This window comes from Pseudomonas pichavaramensis, from assembly GCF_050473265.1.
GTDB lineage: Bacteria > Pseudomonadota > Gammaproteobacteria > Pseudomonadales > Pseudomonadaceae > Aquipseudomonas.
In genome coordinates this window covers 137474-152344 of sequence record NZ_JBJKFJ010000002.1, presented here as the reverse complement: position 1 = coordinate 152344, position 14871 = coordinate 137474, and the positions used below count along the sequence as shown (strand labels likewise).

The following is a 14871-nucleotide window of genomic DNA, read 5'->3' as shown; positions in this document are numbered from 1 at the left end:
TGGCTGATGGCACTGTTGCTGCTTCCTGCATGGGGTGTGGCAGCAGCGTCTACGGAGGCCTGGCAGGCCGTGCGCGAGGGCCGTGCATTGCTGCTTTTGCGACATACCACGGCGCCGGGTACCGGTGATCCCGCCAACTTTCGCCTGGGCCAGTGTGATACCCAGCGCAACCTCGACGCCCAGGGGCGCGCCGAGGCCCGGCGCTGGGGCGAGTTGCTGGCGCGCCAGGGCATCGAGACGCCTCGCTTGCTCAGCAGTCGCTGGTGCCGCGCACTGGACACTGCCACGGGCATGCTGCGTGGCCCGGTGCAACCATTCACCGCCCTGGATTCCTTCTTTGGCGAACCTGCCGACGGCGCTGCACAGACTGACGAGCTGATCCGCATGATCAATCAGTTACCCGGCGGAGCGCCCCTCGTGCTGATTTCCCACCAGGTCAATATCACGGCCTTGACCGGCATCTTTCCCGCGTCCGGCGAAGGGCTCATCCTCGCTCTGCCGTTACGCCGCAATGCGCAGCCTTTAGCCCGCATCCCGGCGCGTTGACGCACTACAGCGCCAGTTTCGGCTGAGTAGGTTGCAGCACGCCTTCCAGTTCCAGTAGCTGCTGCTTGCGCGGCAGACCGCCGGCATAACCGGTGAGGCTGCCGTCGCGCCCGATTACCCGGTGACAGGGCACGATGATCGAGATCGGGTTGGCGCCATTGGCCGTGCCCACCGCGCGTACGGCCTGTGGCCGACCGATGACTGTGGCCAGCTCCGAATAGCTGCAGGTGCGACCGTAGGGAATGGCCTGTAGCGCCTGCCACACCGCCTGTTGGAACGCCGTACCGCGGGGCGCCAGGCGCAGCTCGAACTGGCGCCGCTGACCGGCGAAATATTCGTCCAGTTGTTTGCATACAGCGTCCAGTTCACGGCCCGCTGGCTGCCAATCTTCTTCGATGCGCCAGGGTCGACTGTCCAGCTCCATCAGCAGCAATTGCAGGCCGCTTTCGTCGGCCGCGATGAAAAGCGGGCCGACTGGGCTGTCGTGGTAGCGGTAGTGCATGACTCAGCCTCCTGAATAATTGTGCCAGAGATGCGCAGCCGCATAGGCGCGCCAGGGTCGCCAGGCTTCCGCGCGTGCTTTCAGGCGGCGTGCATCGATACCTTCCGTTCCCCATATCGGCGCCTTGAGCAGGCCCAGGTCGCTGGCGGGAAAGGCGTCGGCCTCGCCGAACGCGCGCAAGGCGATGTACTCCGCCGTCCACGGGCCAATGCCGGGCAGGGCGCAGAGGCGTTCGATCAGCGCTGCGCTGCCGTCCTCGACATTGAGGTGCAGGCTGCCATCGGCAATGCGCGCCGCGAAATACTGCAGGCACTGCACGCGTTTGCCGGGCATGCCGATGCCGTTCAGATCGGCTTCGGCCAGTGCCTGCGGCGTGGGGAACAAACGACTGATGCCCAGCTCTTGCGGCGTCTCTATTGGCATACCCGCACGCATTACCAGGCGCCCGACGATGGTGACTGCCGCCTTCACCGTGACTTGCTGGCCGACTATGGCGCGCACGGCCTGCTCGAAGGGATCGAAGGCGACCGGCAGTCGCAGGCCGGGATTACCCAGCAGCAGCGGCGCGAGCAATGCGTCGCCGCTGAGGTGGCGAGCGATGATCTCGGGTTCGCTATCGAGGTCGAACATGCGCCGCACGCGTTGTTCGAGTTGATCGAGATGGCCAGGCGAGCTGACGCGGCAGCGCAGTTCCAGCGCGTTTTGCCCAGGCAGCGGGGCAACTCGAAACCAGCCGGGTGTGCCGTCGATGCTGAAGCCACGGCTGTAGCTGTTCGTGCTCAGCGACTCCAGGCCGGGAATCGCACGCAGGACGAAATGGCTGTGGAACTGTTGCCAGTCCAATGGCGGTTGGTAGGGCAGAAGCAGCGTGATGATGTTCATGGCTGGCACCCTAGCGCGGCGCTCGCGCCCTGTCAGCGTGAAGATGACTTTCAAACTGCAATGACCGGCCTGTGTGCGGGGCGCTGTGCGCACGGCGCACCCTACATGAAGTGCTTACCGGAGGGCCAAGGTCCAGGCGTGCGGGCTTTTGGTAGGGTGCGCCGCGCGCACCAGGTGGCTCCACGACACCCTAGGCGCCACGTTGATAGCGCCCCGGCGTCGTGCCTTTCCAGCGCTTGAAGGCGTGGATGAAATTCGACAGCTCGCCATACCCCAGGCGTTCGGCGATTTCCTCAAGGCTCAGGCCGCCGGCTGCCAACAACTCCTCGGCCAGCGCCTGGCGCACTTCGTCCTGCAGGGCGCGGAAACGGGTGCCTTCTTCGACCAGGCGTCGGCGCAGGGTGCGGCTGCTCAGATGTAAACCTTCGGCGACCTGCTCCATATCGGCGATCTGCCCTGGCGACTGCAACAACAACTGGCGTACGCGCCCGGCCAGGCCCTGATGCCATTGATGGTGCGCCAGCAATGTCTGACATTGCTGCTCGCAGGCGCTGACCAGTTGTGGGTTGGCCCGTGGCAAAGGGTTGTCCAGCAGGCTTGCGCTAAACCCCAGGCGATTGTGCTCCGCGTCGAAGCGTGGCACCTGGCCGAAGGCAGCGATAAAGGGTGAGATGTCGCGCGGCGCTGCCTGGCGCAGCTCCAGTTCAAGCAATGGCAGCGCACAACCGAGCAGTTCTCGCACGACCACGAGGGCGCCGAGCATGTCGCGCTGGACGATGAAGTCATGCAGGGCCGGGGGCAGGGCGCTGTCGTCGAAATTCAGGCTGGCGACGTCATCATCCACGTTCAGGCTGATGCGGGTGAAGGCGTAGGTCAGGCCGTGATAGCGCAGGCCAAGCTCGGCGGCCTGGCGCACTGTGGCGCTGCTGAGAATGGCATAGCCCCAGGCACCGTAGCTGGTCAGGTGGTAGCGTTGCCCGGCACGCAAGCCAAGATCGCCCAGTTCTGGCAGCGCCTCGATCAGATTGGCGATCAACTGCAACTCGCGCTGCGCTTCGATCTCTCCGCTCAGGCTGGTGAGTTGGACTGGGGTGAGCCCAGTGTCACGCAGGCATCTGTCCAGGCTCAGACCGAGGTCGAGCCCGAGTTGGGTGAGCAACTGGATGCTGATGATGCTGCGCCGCTCGGGCCAGTGGGCCGACATAGGTTGTCCGAAAGTCACAATATCCTGGCCGACTATGCCATAACCTGGGCGCGGCGAGGCGGGTAGCATCCGTTCATCGCCACACACGGGTCACTACAATGAACAACAACCCCCGTACGAACGCGCCCTGGCGCGTACTGATCATCGGCAGCGGTTTTGCCGGGCTGGGCCTGGCCATGCAGTTGCGCAAGGCCGGTGAGGACGATTTCCTGCTACTGGAGAAGGGCGGCGAGGTAGGCGGCACCTGGCGCGACAACAGCTACCCCGGGGCCGCCTGCGATGTACCCTCGCACTTGTATTCGTTCTCCTTCGAGCCCAAGCACGACTGGTCGCGCAAGTTCGCGCCGCAGGCGGAGATTCACGCCTATATCCTGCAATGCGTGGAGAAACACCGGCTGCGCCCGCACATCCGTCTGAATAGCGAAGCGCTTGGCGCCGAGTTCGATGCCGCGCGCGGTATCTGGCGGGTCGAGCTGGCAGGGGGCAAAGTGATCGAGGCGCAGGCGCTGGTCAGTGCTTGCGGCCAGCTCAATCGGCCGGCTTACCCTGAGCTGACCGGTCTGGAGAATTTCCGTGGCGAGGCTTTTCATTCGGCGCGCTGGCGACATGATCTGGATCTGACGGGCAAGCGCGTAGCGGTAATCGGCACCGGGGCTTCGGCCATCCAGTTCGTGCCGCAGATCCAGCCCAAGGTCGCCAGCCTGAGCCTGTTCCAGCGCTCTGCCGCCTATGTGTTGGCCAAGCCGGACCGCGCCTATCGCCCCTGGGAGATCGCCCTCAAGCGCCGTGTGCCGCTGTGGCAGCGAGCCGATCGCCTGTTGCAATACCTGCATCATGAGGGCCGGGCGCTGGCCTTTATCCGCTTCCCCTGGCTGATGCGCCTGTTCCGCCACAGCTTCACCCGTCATCTGCGACGGCAGATGCCCGATCTCGGCAAGCGCGCTCAGCTGCAGCCGGACTACCCCATGGGCTGCAAGCGCATTCTGATCAGCAACGACTACTTTCCGGCGCTAGCGCAGCGCAATGTCGAGATCGTCGACTCGGCGATTCGCCAGGTGCGTGAACATTCGCTGATGACGGCCGATGGTCGCGAGCACCCCTGCGACGTGCTGATCTATGGCACCGGTTTCACCGCCACCGATTTCCTCGCGCCGATGCGCATTCGCGGCCTCGATGGGCTGGAGCTGAATCAGGCGTGGAAGGAGGGTGCCGAGGCGTACAAGGGCATCAGCGTCAGCGGCTTCCCCAACCTGTTCCTGCTCTACGGGCCGAATACCAACCTCGGGCACAACTCGATTCTTTACATGCTGGAGAGCCAGTACGCCTATGTGCTGGGTTGCCTGCGGGCGCTGCGCGAGCAGGGGCTGCGCTATCTTGATCTGCGCCCGACGGTGCAGCGTCATTACAACAGCGAGTTGCAACAGGCGACTCATCGAACGATATGGGTACAGGGCTGCGACAGCTGGTACAAGACCGCTACCGGCAAGAACACCAACAACTGGCCGGGTTTCACCTTCACTTATCGCCTTATGACCCGCACACCGGAGCTTGCCGACTATGACTGCGTCCGCTGATTTCGAAGCCCCAGCCGCCGAGCAGATGCTGCTGCGCGGCCTGTTACGCGGCTTTCTGCGCTTGTTCTTCCGCGGCCTGGTGCGTCCGCCGATGCCGGTGGCCGGGCAGCGCCTGGTGCTGCGTGCGCTTACCCGCATTACCCTGACGCCGCGCGGAGTCAGCCGCAGCGCCGCGACCCTGGCCGGGCGCCCCTGCGAATGGCACCGACCACCTGCCAGTAGCGGCAGCGTGCTGCTCTATCTGCACGGCGGCGCCTTCATGATCGGCGGGCCGGATACCCATCGCGGCATCTGCGCCAGCCTGGCCAAGCGCGGCGCTCTGGAGGTCTGTGCGCTGGATTACCGGCTGGCCCCGGAGCATCCCTATCCGGCGGCTCGCGATGATGTGGTAGCGGCTTACCAGGCGCTGCTGGACGCTGGCTATCGGCCGCAGCAGATCGCCATCGGCGGTGACTCGGCTGGTGGCAACCTCAGCCTGGTCGGCTGCCTGCGTATCATCGAACTCGGCCTGCCGGCGCCAGCGGCGCTGGTGTGCTTTTCGCCCGCTACCGATTTCACTGGCGAGCAGATACATGAGCCGCCGGCCGGCGATCCGCTGATCCACCCCAGTTGGATCGAGCAGGCCGCGCAGCTGTATTGCCCGGCTGACCTGCCGCGCAATGATCCGGGCATGTCGCCGCTGTTTGCGGATCTCAGTCGCCTGCCGCCGACCTTGATTCAGGTGGGGGAGGACGAGTTGCTGCTGGGCGACAGTCTGCGCCTCGCCGAGCGTGCCAAGGCGGCCGGGGTGAGTGTGCGTCTGGAGCGCTATCCAGGGCTGTGGCACGTGTTCCAGGCGCATGTCGGTATGTTGCGTGCGGCGGATTACGCGATCGGCCGTGTGGCGTCTTTTCTCCGCGAGCGAGGGATGTGAAGGAGGAGTGAGGCTAATGCTGCGCAGATTAGGCTCGCTAAACCGCTTTGCGTAGAGCCCCGCCCCCGGGGCGAAGTGCTTCGCGTCCGCGTCGTGTCGATTCGCGGCGGGGCGCCGCTCCTACAGGCCCGGTGCATTGAGGCTTAACTGACTGGCATTGGGAGTGGCGCCCCGGTATGGCCAATTGCCGCTGGTCGCCGGCTTTGTCACAAAGACTTTCCGCGTAGCGCGAAGCAGGCGCTGAGCGGCTACCCTTGAGAAGACGGTTTTCAGTCTGGAGTTCTGCCAGGCAACCGTCGATGAGCTTGAAGTAGACACGTCGAGCACCTGCTCGATTCTCGGGGCGGCGCCAGCATGGGCCGCGACACCGTCCAGTCGGACGGTCGCAATGGGAAAGCGGTCAATCCATCCATAGCCTGAGAGGAGGTCGTTTATGAGCACAGCCTTCCACGAAGACTCCAGCACCTCTGTGCTGCGTCGGATGAAAGAAGGGGGGTTCGACTTCGCCCAGTTTCACCCGATCGAGTTCTACGCCATCTTCCCCGATGAGGAGCGGGCCAGAATGGCGGCGAGAAACTTTCGCGGCGAGTCGCTCAACGCCCAGGTATCCGCCCGTGAGGACGGCGCCTGGCACCTGCAAATCAGCAAAGTGATGTACGCCACCCATGCCGGTATTGGCGCGTTCGAGCATGACCTGGAGTCCATTGTCGTCCCGCTGGGCGGCACACTGGACGGCTGGGGCGTAACTCAGGAGGTTAAAGCGTCGGCTGTTCGTTAGCACGCCCGCTCCTGAAGTCTGGCGTGTTCTGCCTCTCTTTCCTGCCGGGGAGAGGGGCAGAGAACCCGGGCACCACCCGCGAGAGGCCCTGCTTATGAAAGCAGCCAGCCTCGACTTGGCCAACGCCATCACGCAGACTGCGTGACGGAGGTATTCATGGCCGATGTTCTGATCCTGACCCATATCGATTATTGCCCGCCAGCCCATCTGGCGCAGGTGCTGCAGGCGCGTGGCTGCGGGTTCGACGTGTTGCGCGTTGACTTGGGCGAACTGCAGGGCTATGACCTGGAGCGGCCCAAGGCGGTCGCCGTCATGGGCGGGCCCATGAGTGTCAACGACCCGCTGCCGTGGATTGCCGGCGAGGTGGCGGCACTGCAGCGTTTCATCGCCCGTGAGGTGCCCATTATCGGGCATTGTCTTGGTGGCCAGCTGCTGGCCAAAGCGCTAGGTGCCAGCGTGCACCGTATGCCTTACACCGAAGCCGGCTGGCAGACCATGCAGCGCCATGCGCAGGTGGCCAATAGCCCCTGGCTGGCGCACTTGCCCGAGCCGTTCAGCATCTTCCAGTGGCACGGCGACACCTTCGCCCTGCCGGAAGGCGCCCAGCCTCTGCTGAGCAGCCGTTGGTGCGACAACCAGGCCTTTACCTGGGGCGACAAAGTGCTGGCGTTGCAAGGGCACCCGGAGATGACCGAGCCGCTGATCGAGTGCTGGCTTGACGACTGGGCGCACTTGCTCGATGACAGTCAGCCCAGTCAGCAGAGCATCGCCGAGATGCGTGACGACCTGCCTGAGAAGGTCAGGGCGCTGAATCAGGTCGCCGAGGGCTTCTATGCGCATTGGCTGAAACTGGCTGGCTTGTGAGTCAGCACCGATAGTGCTGGCGCCCCTGTTGCTAAGGGCCCCAATAGTCGAAGTAGTAGATGGTGCCGGGCCTGATCTCGATTTCTATCTCGCCGCCACACTTGATCCGGTGCACCCCTGGAGTTGTCTGTCCCGCTTCGTGAAGGGGCGCTGACCAGCGCTTACCGTCCACCGAGAGCTCGCCGCAGCTACCACCATTGTCATGCTCTATCACCAGATAGGTCTTGCCATCAGTGCTGGGTTTGTAGCGGCCTCGGAGTTCGTAGGTGGCGTCTGCATCCCTGCTTGCGACGGTTACCAGCATCGCGATGGCGACGGCCAAAACGACACAGGCCAGCAGAGCGCCCAGGGCAGTCAGCGAGTATTTGAGCGCGCGCATCATGGGCTGGGGGCGTCGGCGATGATGGCCAGCAGATCGGTTACCCCGACATCCACGCCTGCCTGCGAGAGCAGGGTCGTGGCCTGGCCGCGATGGTGGGTCTGGTGGTTGAACAGGTGTATCAGCAGGGCGAAGAAGTTCTTTCTTGCCTCGATTCCCTTGGTGTTGCGATAAACTAGGGTCTGCTCCAAATGTTCTTCACTGATTTCCGACGCCAGTGCCTCGATACAGTTATCCAACTGCATGCGCAGGACTGTCAGCTGCTGAAGGTTCGCCGCCATTGGCTGGTCTAGGACTGCCGGACTCTGGAAGGTAGCGACTGCCTGCAATGCCCGATAGTTCGCCGGGTGCGCGGTATAGCGTCCGAGCCAGATGCGGTCGGCCACCACCAGGTGATTCAGGGTACCCAGGATCGAGCCGAAGAACGCGCCACGCTCGGCAGTCAGCGCTTCGTCGGGCAGGCTGGCGGCTGCGGCATAAAGCCTTTCGTTCATCCAGGCGTTATAACGCGCCATCTGGCGGATATGTTCGCTGCGTTGCATTGTTTGCTGCTCGTCGTCATCAGGTAGCTGCCAAGCATGCTGTCGGTTGAGTCTTTCCGGCAGATACAGTCGGGCGATTATTCTGCGCTGGGCTCCGACCATACGGCGAACTCGTTGCCACCCGGCTCGATGAAGTGAAAGCGCCTGCCACCGGGAAAGGAAAAGATCGGTTTGACGATCTCCCCACCGGCAGCCTCGACCTTGGCCAGCGTGCTTTCCAGTCGTGCGCTGTAGAACACGATCAGCGCGCTGCCGGTGTCGCTGCGCGCAGACATCTCGGCGCTGAAGAAGCCGCCATCCAGGCCTTCGTCGGCGAAGGCGGCGTAATCGGGACCGTAATCCGTGAAGCGCCAGCCGAAAGCGGCCTGGAAGAAGGCCTTGGTGGCCGGCAGATTGCGGCTGGGATATTCGACGTAATTGATCTTCTCGTGGGCAGGCATGCCGGGTTCCTTGGCAGTGAGAAAACGGGGGATCACTGACGTGATTTGGCCAGATCGATGGCCGCCTGAATAGCCGCGCGTGCTTGCGGGCTGTTCTTCCAGCAGGTGGAGCCCAACTGACCCGCTACTGCGATGACGATGTCGCCGACGCTGGCTGCGGCCAATTCCTGCAAGGAGTTGATGCCAATTTGCTCAAGTCGCCGGACCACAGTCGGGCCTACGCCTTTAACGTTTAGCAGGGCTTGGTGTTCATGTGGTGGGAAGGGCATTGTGGTTGTTACCGCGCTTTGGTTAAGAGGCCGGGTTTTAGTCAGCAGGGAAATGTCTATGTACGCACGTTATTAATCCACGGCTCACACGCGGCCTTGCTGGATTTCTTGTGGTTGTGGTGAAGAGCGAACTGTCGGAACAGGCGAGTCCTGCAGCGGAACAAGGCCGATAACAATGCTGACCTTCGTGATCGATTGAACGCTTGGCCCCCACTGCGCGAACTACAGAATGGCCAGGGCCACAACGCCCACAACAGACCAGATATACGAATGCAACCGCGCTGACGACAGGTTCGAAAAGCTATTGCTCACTACTTGTGGGGTGAGTCCATATACCACTAGTCAGGGGCTTTACTACGCCGACTAATAAAAAGGCAGCTTTGAATAAGCTCTTTCACCTGTAGGGAGATATCATCGAGGCCAGGCCATGTGATTTCTCCGGTTTTCGATGCAGTTGCTTGTGCTTGCTCATATTGTTGTTTCAGATTCCTGGTGTTGCTCAAGAAAGAGCTCCACTCAAGAACAAAGTCACTTGATATTTCCACTGCTACAGGCATTAAGCTTAGGAGGGTGTCGTAGTTCTGGTCGACTGTTTCCAGTAGCATTTTTATTTGCAGCTTATTTATCTTGCAATTTTTCTGATCAATCGATGCATATGTATCCCTTGCGAACGGCTCTAAATCATCCATGGGGGCGCTAAATTTCGCGTGTTTATCCCAAGCAAATGGATTGCCGGACTTGAATACATCTAGTAGCAAGCATGAGTGCATTTCTAGTGCTTTTCTTAATTCTTCTTTTCTTTGTGCGGCCGCTTCTTTTTCACTCTTTATAATTTCAGAACTACGTGCGTGAGACAACGCATTAAGAAATAAGCCAAGAAGTATCACGCCGAAAAATGGCTCTGATGAGACCACAAGCTTTCCAAGCTCTGTGGATGGGGTGATGTCACCAAAGCCAAGAGTTGTGATGGTCACAATGCTTAAGTAGATACTGTTCTGCCAGCCGTCCGGCAGACCTAATGCAGTGTTTGCAATGTAAAACAATGCTGCATACGCAGCGGTAAGGAAAATATATGCATATGCATAACATTTCGGCTTAAGCTCTAGTAGTGTTTTTATTTTTGGCAATTGCAATGGTTCCTAACTATAAATAGACACCAAATGGTGCATAACCTGCGGGCGATTTTGGTGGATAACCTTCCTGGTCATTTTCAAGATCCTTCTCTAGCTCGCGGGAGGTAGCGAGGCGATGGGGTGTTTGGGAGTTTATACACCATGTCGGATAACTGCTGGCAAGTGGCAATTACGCGGAAGCGGGGGATGGTTGGGAAGGACGTAGGGAGATCACGAGCAAGCTCGTTCCTACAAAAAGCGGACGGGAGGAGAGAGGCGCAGCGGCTGAGCCACTGCGCCGGGGCGAGGTCAGCGGTTGAAGCGTTCGACCAGGGCGTATTGGCCCTGTGCGGTGCTGGTCAGGGCTTCACTGAGCTTGGCGGTGCTTTGCGCTTCGCCAGCGGTCTGGTCGGCCAGTTGGGCGATGGTGGTGATGTTCTGGTTGATCTCGTCGGCGACGGCACTCTGTTCTTCTGCCGCTGCGGCGATCTGGTTGGCCATGTCAGCGATATTGGCGACCGAGTCACTGATGCCGGACAGCGCCTGATCGGCCTGCAGCACGCGCTCGACACCTTCGTCGGCCTGCTTGCGGCCAACTTCCATGGTCATGACCGCTTCGTCGGCGGTGCGTTGCAGCTTGGCGATCAGGCCGTGGATCTGTTCGGTGGATTCAGCTGTGCGTTGTGCCAGTGACCGCACTTCGTCGGCGACCACGGCGAAGCCACGGCCCATCTCGCCGGCACGGGCGGCTTCGATGGCGGCGTTGAGGGCGAGCAGGTTGGTTTGGTCGGCGATGCCTTTGATCACGTCGACCACGCCGCCAATCTCGTTGCTGTCCTGGGCCAGGCGGGTAACGGTTTCGCCGGTGTCACCCACCGACTGCGACAGGCGCTGGATGGCTTCGCGGGTTTCTGCGGCGATGGCGCGGCCTTCGCTGGTCAGGCGGTTGGCTTCCTGAGTGGCGATAGCTGTTCGAGCGACGTTGCTGGCAACCTCCAGTGTGGTGGCGGCCATTTCGTTGACGGCGGTGGCGACCTGTTCGGTCTCCTGGCGCTGGCGCTCGAGACCATCGGAGCTGTTGTGCGCCAGCTTGTCGGCTTCACGCGCCTGCTGGGTCAACTGCTCGGCGGTGTCCTGCAGGCGGGTGAGGCAGGTTTTCAGTCGAGCGCCCTGGCTGAGCATGGCCATTTCCAGACGCGCTTCGGCGCCGCGGCTGTCGGTGTACATCTGCGCGATCAATGGATCGGAGGTGGTTTGCTCGGCCAGTTTCAGCAGGCGCTTGATGCCGCGGGTCTGCCAGGCAATGCCGGCCAGGCCCAGTGGCACGGAGAGCAGGGCGGCGAGAAGGAAGCCCCAGCTGCTGCCGATCCAATGACCGATCAGGAAGCCGATCTGGCTGACTAGGATGAAGGGCATCCACGCCTGAAGAGTAGGCAGCCAGTGGTTGCTGGACGGGACGGCCGATTTGCCGGCATTGATACGGGCATACAGCGCTTCGGCGCGGCGGACCTGTTCGGCGGTCGGTTTGACGCGGACGGATTCGTAGCCGACCACCTGACTGTTCTCGGTCATCGGGGTGACGTAGGCGTTGACCCAGTAGTGATCACCGTTCTTGCAGCGGTTCTTGACGATACCCATCCACGGTCGACCGCTTTTCAGGGTGGTCCACATGTGTTCGAACACGGCGGGAGGGACGTCAGGGTGACGTACGAGGTTATGCGGCGCGCGCAGCAGCTCTTCGCGGGTGAAGCCACTGATCTCGACGAAGGCGTCGTTGCAGTAGGTGATCTGCCCTTTGAGGTCGGTGGTGGATATCAGGCGTTGCTGTGCAGGAAAGGTACGCTCACGCTGAGTGACCGGCTGATTGTTACGCATGGCAAGTATCCGTCGTTGTAATGCCCCTTCATCGGCCGCCGGGCGGCGAAGTTGAGGGCTGAATCCGTTTTTGGCGAGTGTAAACGCTTTTTGAATGACGTCACATTTTTGTCACGTCATCGGCCATCCGTGGCACGACGAACAAGGGAGTGCCTGCCGCGAGAAGCGGCAGGCGGATGGATCAGTTGGCGATCATCTGGCGCAGCACGTAGTGCAGGATACCGCCGGCCTTGAAGTATTCGACTTCATTGAGTGTGTCGATGCGGCATAGCACTTCGACGCGCTCTGACGTGCCGTCCTCACGGCTGATGATGAGGGTCAGCGGCATGTGCGGGCGCAGTTCCACGCCTTCCAGGCCTTCGATGGCCAGCACTTCCTTGCCCGTCAGTTTCAGGCTGTTGCGGTCAGTGCCGGGTTTGAATTGCAGCGGCAGTACGCCCATGCCCACTAGGTTGGAGCGGTGGATACGCTCGAAGCTCTCGGCGATCACCGCCTTGACCCCCAGCAGGTTGGTGCCCTTGGCCGCCCAGTCGCGGCTGGAACCGGTGCCGTATTCCTTGCCGGCGATGATCAGCAGCGGCGTGCCTTCGGCCTGATAGCGCATGGCGGCGTCGTAGATTGCCAGCTTCTCGCCGCTGGGAATGTGCAGGGTGTTGCCGCCTTCCTCGCCGCCGAGCATCTCGTTGCGGATGCGGATATTGGCGAAGGTGCCGCGCATCATCACTTCGTGGTTGCCACGGCGCGAGCCGTAGGAGTTGAAGTCGGCCTTGTCCACGCCGTTGTCGCGCAGGTAGCGGCCTGCCGGGCTGTCGGCCTTGATGTTGCCTGCTGGGGAGATATGGTCGGTGGTCACCGAGTCGCCGAGCAGGGCGAGAATACGCGCCTGGCGGATGTCGGTGATGCGTGGCGGGTCGCCAGCGATGTTCTCGAAGAAGGGCGGGTGCTGGATGTAGGTGGAATCGTTCTGCCAGGCATAGGTGTCGGCCTTGGGTACATCGATGGCCTGCCACTTTTCGTCACCGGCGAAGACTTCGGCGTACTCCTTGCGGAACATGGCGGTATCGACCTGGGCAATGGCCTGGGCGATCTCACTCTGCGTCGGCCAGATGTCCTTGAGGTACACCGCTTGGCCATCCTTGCCGGTACCGAGCGGATCACGGGCCAGGTCCAGGCGCACGCTGCCGGCCAGGGCGTAGGCGACCACCAGGGGTGGCGAGGCCAGCCAGTTGGTTTTCACCAGCGGATGCACGCGGCCCTCGAAGTTGCGGTTGCCGGAGAGCACCGAGGCCACGGTCAGGTCGGCCTGGGTGATGGCTTTCTCGATAGGCTCACGCAGCGGGCCGGAGTTGCCGATGCAAGTGGTGCAGCCATAACCCACCAGGTCGAAGCCGAGTTTCTCCAGATAGGGCGTCAGGCCGGCGGCGTCGAAGTATTCGGTGACCACCTTGGAGCCAGGCGCCAGGGAGCTCTTCACCCAGGGCTGGCGCTGCAGGCCTTTTTCCACGGCCTTCTTGGCCAGCAGGCCGGCGGCCATCATCACGCTGGGGTTAGAGGTGTTGGTGCAGGAGGTGATGGCGGCGATCACCACGGCGCCATCTTTCAGGCGATGGGTATGGCCTTCATCTTCGTAGTCGATTTCACCGCTTTGTTTGTCGCCACCGACAGCGGTACCGCCACCGCCTTCACTGAGCATGCGGCCTTCTTCCTTGGCGCTCGGCTTGAGTTGCAGGCCGACGAAGTCGTCGAAGGCCTGGCTGACCTGGCCTAGCGAAACGCGGTCCTGCGGGCGTTTGGGCCCAGCCAGGCTGGCTTCGACGCTGCCCATGTCCAGGCTCAGACTGTCGGTGAACAGCGGCTCTGCGCCCGCCTCGCGCCACAGACCCTGAGCCTTGCTGTAGGCCTCGACCAACTGCACGGTGGCGTCGGGGCGCCCGGAAAGGCGCAGGTAACCGAGGGTGATCTCGTCCACCGGGAAGAAGCCGCAGGTGGCGCCATATTCCGGCGCCATGTTGGCAATGGTGGCGCGATCAGCCAACGGCAGGTCGGCCAGGCCGTCGCCATAGAACTCGACGAATTTGCCCACCACACCCTTCTTGCGCAGCATCTGGGTGACGGTGAGCACCAGGTCGGTGGCGGTGATGCCTTCTTTCAGCTTGCCGCTGAGTTTGAAGCCGATGACTTCAGGGATCAGCATCGACACCGGCTGGCCGAGCATGGCCGCTTCCGCCTCGATGCCGCCGACGCCCCAGCCAAGCACGCCGAGGCCGTTGATCATGGTGGTGTGCGAGTCGGTGCCGACCAGGGTATCGGGGTAGGCGAGGGTGGCGCCGTCTTCTTCCTTGCTCCACACGGTACGGGCCAGGTATTCGAGGTTGACCTGGTGGCAGATGCCGGTGCCCGGCGGCACCACGCTGAAGTTGGCGAAGGCGTGCTGGCCCCAGCGCAGGAAGGCGTAGCGCTCGCCGTTGCGCTGCATTTCCAGCTCGACGTTGTCGGCGAAGGCACTGGAGGAAGCGTAGCGATCGACCATCACCGAGTGGTCGATGACCAGATCCACTGGCGACAGCGGGTTGATCCGCTGCGGGTCGCCGCCGGCCTGGGCCATGGCGTCGCGCATGGCGGCCAGGTCGACCACCGCCGGCACGCCGGTGAAATCCTGCATCAGCACGCGCGCCGGGCGGTACTGGATCTCGCGGTCGGAGGCGTGCTTGTCGAGCCAGTCGGCCATGGCCTGCAGGTCTTCAGGCAGCACTGTCTGGCCGTCTTCGTTGCGCAGCAGGTTTTCCAGCAGCACCTTGAGCGATTTGGGCAGACGGTCGATGTTGCCGAGGCGCTGGGCGGCCTCGGGCAGGCTGAAATAGTGGTAGGTGGTGTCGCCGACTTTCAGTTCGCGGCGGCAATTCAGGCTATCGAGGGAGGGCATTGCACTGCTCCTTAGGCCCGCACGGTTCGGGCTATGTCTGATGGCGGCAGACTTTCAAGCTAGTCCTG

Annotated in this window: 15 protein-coding genes; 5 read left to right on the top strand and 10 right to left on the bottom strand. The window is 62.2% G+C overall.

The window, feature by feature from the left end:
* Positions 1-6 precede the first annotated feature (6 nt).
* Entirely contained in the window at positions 7-546 is a 540-nt protein-coding gene (locus tag ACJRW5_RS04245) for a histidine phosphatase family protein (protein WP_484569282.1), read from the top strand.
* Positions 547-550: 4 nt separating this feature from the next.
* Here the strand turns inward: ACJRW5_RS04245 and ACJRW5_RS04240 are convergent, their stop codons facing one another.
* The 3 genes from ACJRW5_RS04240 to ACJRW5_RS04230 form a co-directional block, all read right to left on the bottom strand.
* Positions 551-1048, bottom strand: coding sequence for a methylated-DNA--[protein]-cysteine S-methyltransferase (locus tag ACJRW5_RS04240; protein ID WP_484569281.1), 498 nt, complete (start codon positions 1046-1048; stop codon positions 551-553).
* 3 nt (positions 1049-1051) lie between these two features.
* Positions 1052-1930 carry a DNA-3-methyladenine glycosylase family protein gene (locus tag ACJRW5_RS04235; protein WP_484569280.1) on the bottom strand — a complete coding sequence of 293 codons (879 nt, stop codon included), beginning with the start codon at positions 1928-1930 and terminating at the stop codon, positions 1052-1054.
* Positions 1931-2120: 190 nt separating this feature from the next.
* Positions 2121-3134, bottom strand: a complete 1014-nt coding sequence (locus tag ACJRW5_RS04230) for an AraC family transcriptional regulator (RefSeq protein WP_484569279.1) — start codon at positions 3132-3134, stop codon at positions 2121-2123.
* A gap of 98 nt (positions 3135-3232) precedes the next feature.
* Between ACJRW5_RS04230 and ACJRW5_RS04225 the strand changes: the two genes are divergently transcribed.
* From ACJRW5_RS04225 to ACJRW5_RS04210, 4 genes are all read left to right on the top strand, one after another.
* Positions 3233-4708: a flavin-containing monooxygenase gene (locus ACJRW5_RS04225; protein WP_484569278.1), complete on the top strand. Its 1476-nt coding sequence runs from the start codon at positions 3233-3235 to the stop codon at positions 4706-4708.
* Positions 4692-5621, top strand: coding sequence for an alpha/beta hydrolase (locus tag ACJRW5_RS04220; protein WP_484569277.1), 930 nt, complete (start codon positions 4692-4694; stop codon positions 5619-5621). The genes ACJRW5_RS04225 and ACJRW5_RS04220 overlap by 17 nt, the downstream gene beginning before the upstream one ends.
* Positions 5622-6054: 433 nt before the next feature.
* Complete coding sequence (locus ACJRW5_RS04215) at positions 6055-6399, top strand: ribonuclease E inhibitor RraB (RefSeq protein WP_037050633.1); 345 nt, start codon at positions 6055-6057, stop codon at positions 6397-6399.
* Between the two features lie 156 nt (positions 6400-6555).
* The gene (locus ACJRW5_RS04210) at positions 6556-7263 is read left to right on the top strand and encodes a type 1 glutamine amidotransferase (protein ID WP_484569276.1); all 708 of its coding nucleotides are present in this window, start codon (positions 6556-6558) and stop codon (positions 7261-7263) included.
* A 31-nt stretch (positions 7264-7294) separates the two neighbouring features.
* On the opposite strand, the gene ACJRW5_RS04205 is transcribed toward ACJRW5_RS04210, so the two are convergent.
* The 7 genes from ACJRW5_RS04205 to acnA all read right to left on the bottom strand — a co-directional run bounded on the left by ACJRW5_RS04205 (position 7295) and on the right by acnA (position 14803).
* The gene (locus ACJRW5_RS04205) at positions 7295-7645 is read right to left on the bottom strand and encodes a hypothetical protein (protein WP_484569275.1); all 351 of its coding nucleotides are present in this window, start codon (positions 7643-7645) and stop codon (positions 7295-7297) included.
* The gene (locus ACJRW5_RS04200) at positions 7642-8184 is read right to left on the bottom strand and encodes a DinB family protein (protein ID WP_484569571.1); all 543 of its coding nucleotides are present in this window, start codon (positions 8182-8184) and stop codon (positions 7642-7644) included. The genes ACJRW5_RS04205 and ACJRW5_RS04200 overlap by 4 nt, the downstream gene beginning before the upstream one ends.
* Before the next feature lie 77 nt (positions 8185-8261).
* Positions 8262-8624, bottom strand: a complete 363-nt coding sequence (locus tag ACJRW5_RS04195; RefSeq protein ID WP_484569274.1) for a VOC family protein — start codon at positions 8622-8624, stop codon at positions 8262-8264.
* Positions 8625-8656: 32 nt separating this feature from the next.
* Positions 8657-8893 carry a helix-hairpin-helix domain-containing protein gene (locus ACJRW5_RS04190; protein WP_484569273.1) on the bottom strand — a complete coding sequence of 79 codons (237 nt, stop codon included), beginning with the start codon at positions 8891-8893 and terminating at the stop codon, positions 8657-8659.
* Positions 8894-9231: 338 nt separating this feature from the next.
* Complete coding sequence (locus tag ACJRW5_RS04185) at positions 9232-10020, bottom strand: potassium channel family protein (RefSeq protein WP_484569272.1); 789 nt, start codon at positions 10018-10020, stop codon at positions 9232-9234.
* Positions 10021-10314: 294 nt separating this feature from the next.
* Positions 10315-11880 carry a methyl-accepting chemotaxis protein gene (locus ACJRW5_RS04180; RefSeq protein ID WP_484569271.1) on the bottom strand — a complete coding sequence of 522 codons (1566 nt, stop codon included), beginning with the start codon at positions 11878-11880 and terminating at the stop codon, positions 10315-10317.
* A gap of 181 nt (positions 11881-12061) precedes the next feature.
* Positions 12062-14803, bottom strand: coding sequence for an aconitate hydratase AcnA (gene acnA / locus ACJRW5_RS04175; protein ID WP_484569270.1), 2742 nt, complete (start codon positions 14801-14803; stop codon positions 12062-12064).
* Between the last annotated feature and the right edge of the window lie 68 nt (positions 14804-14871).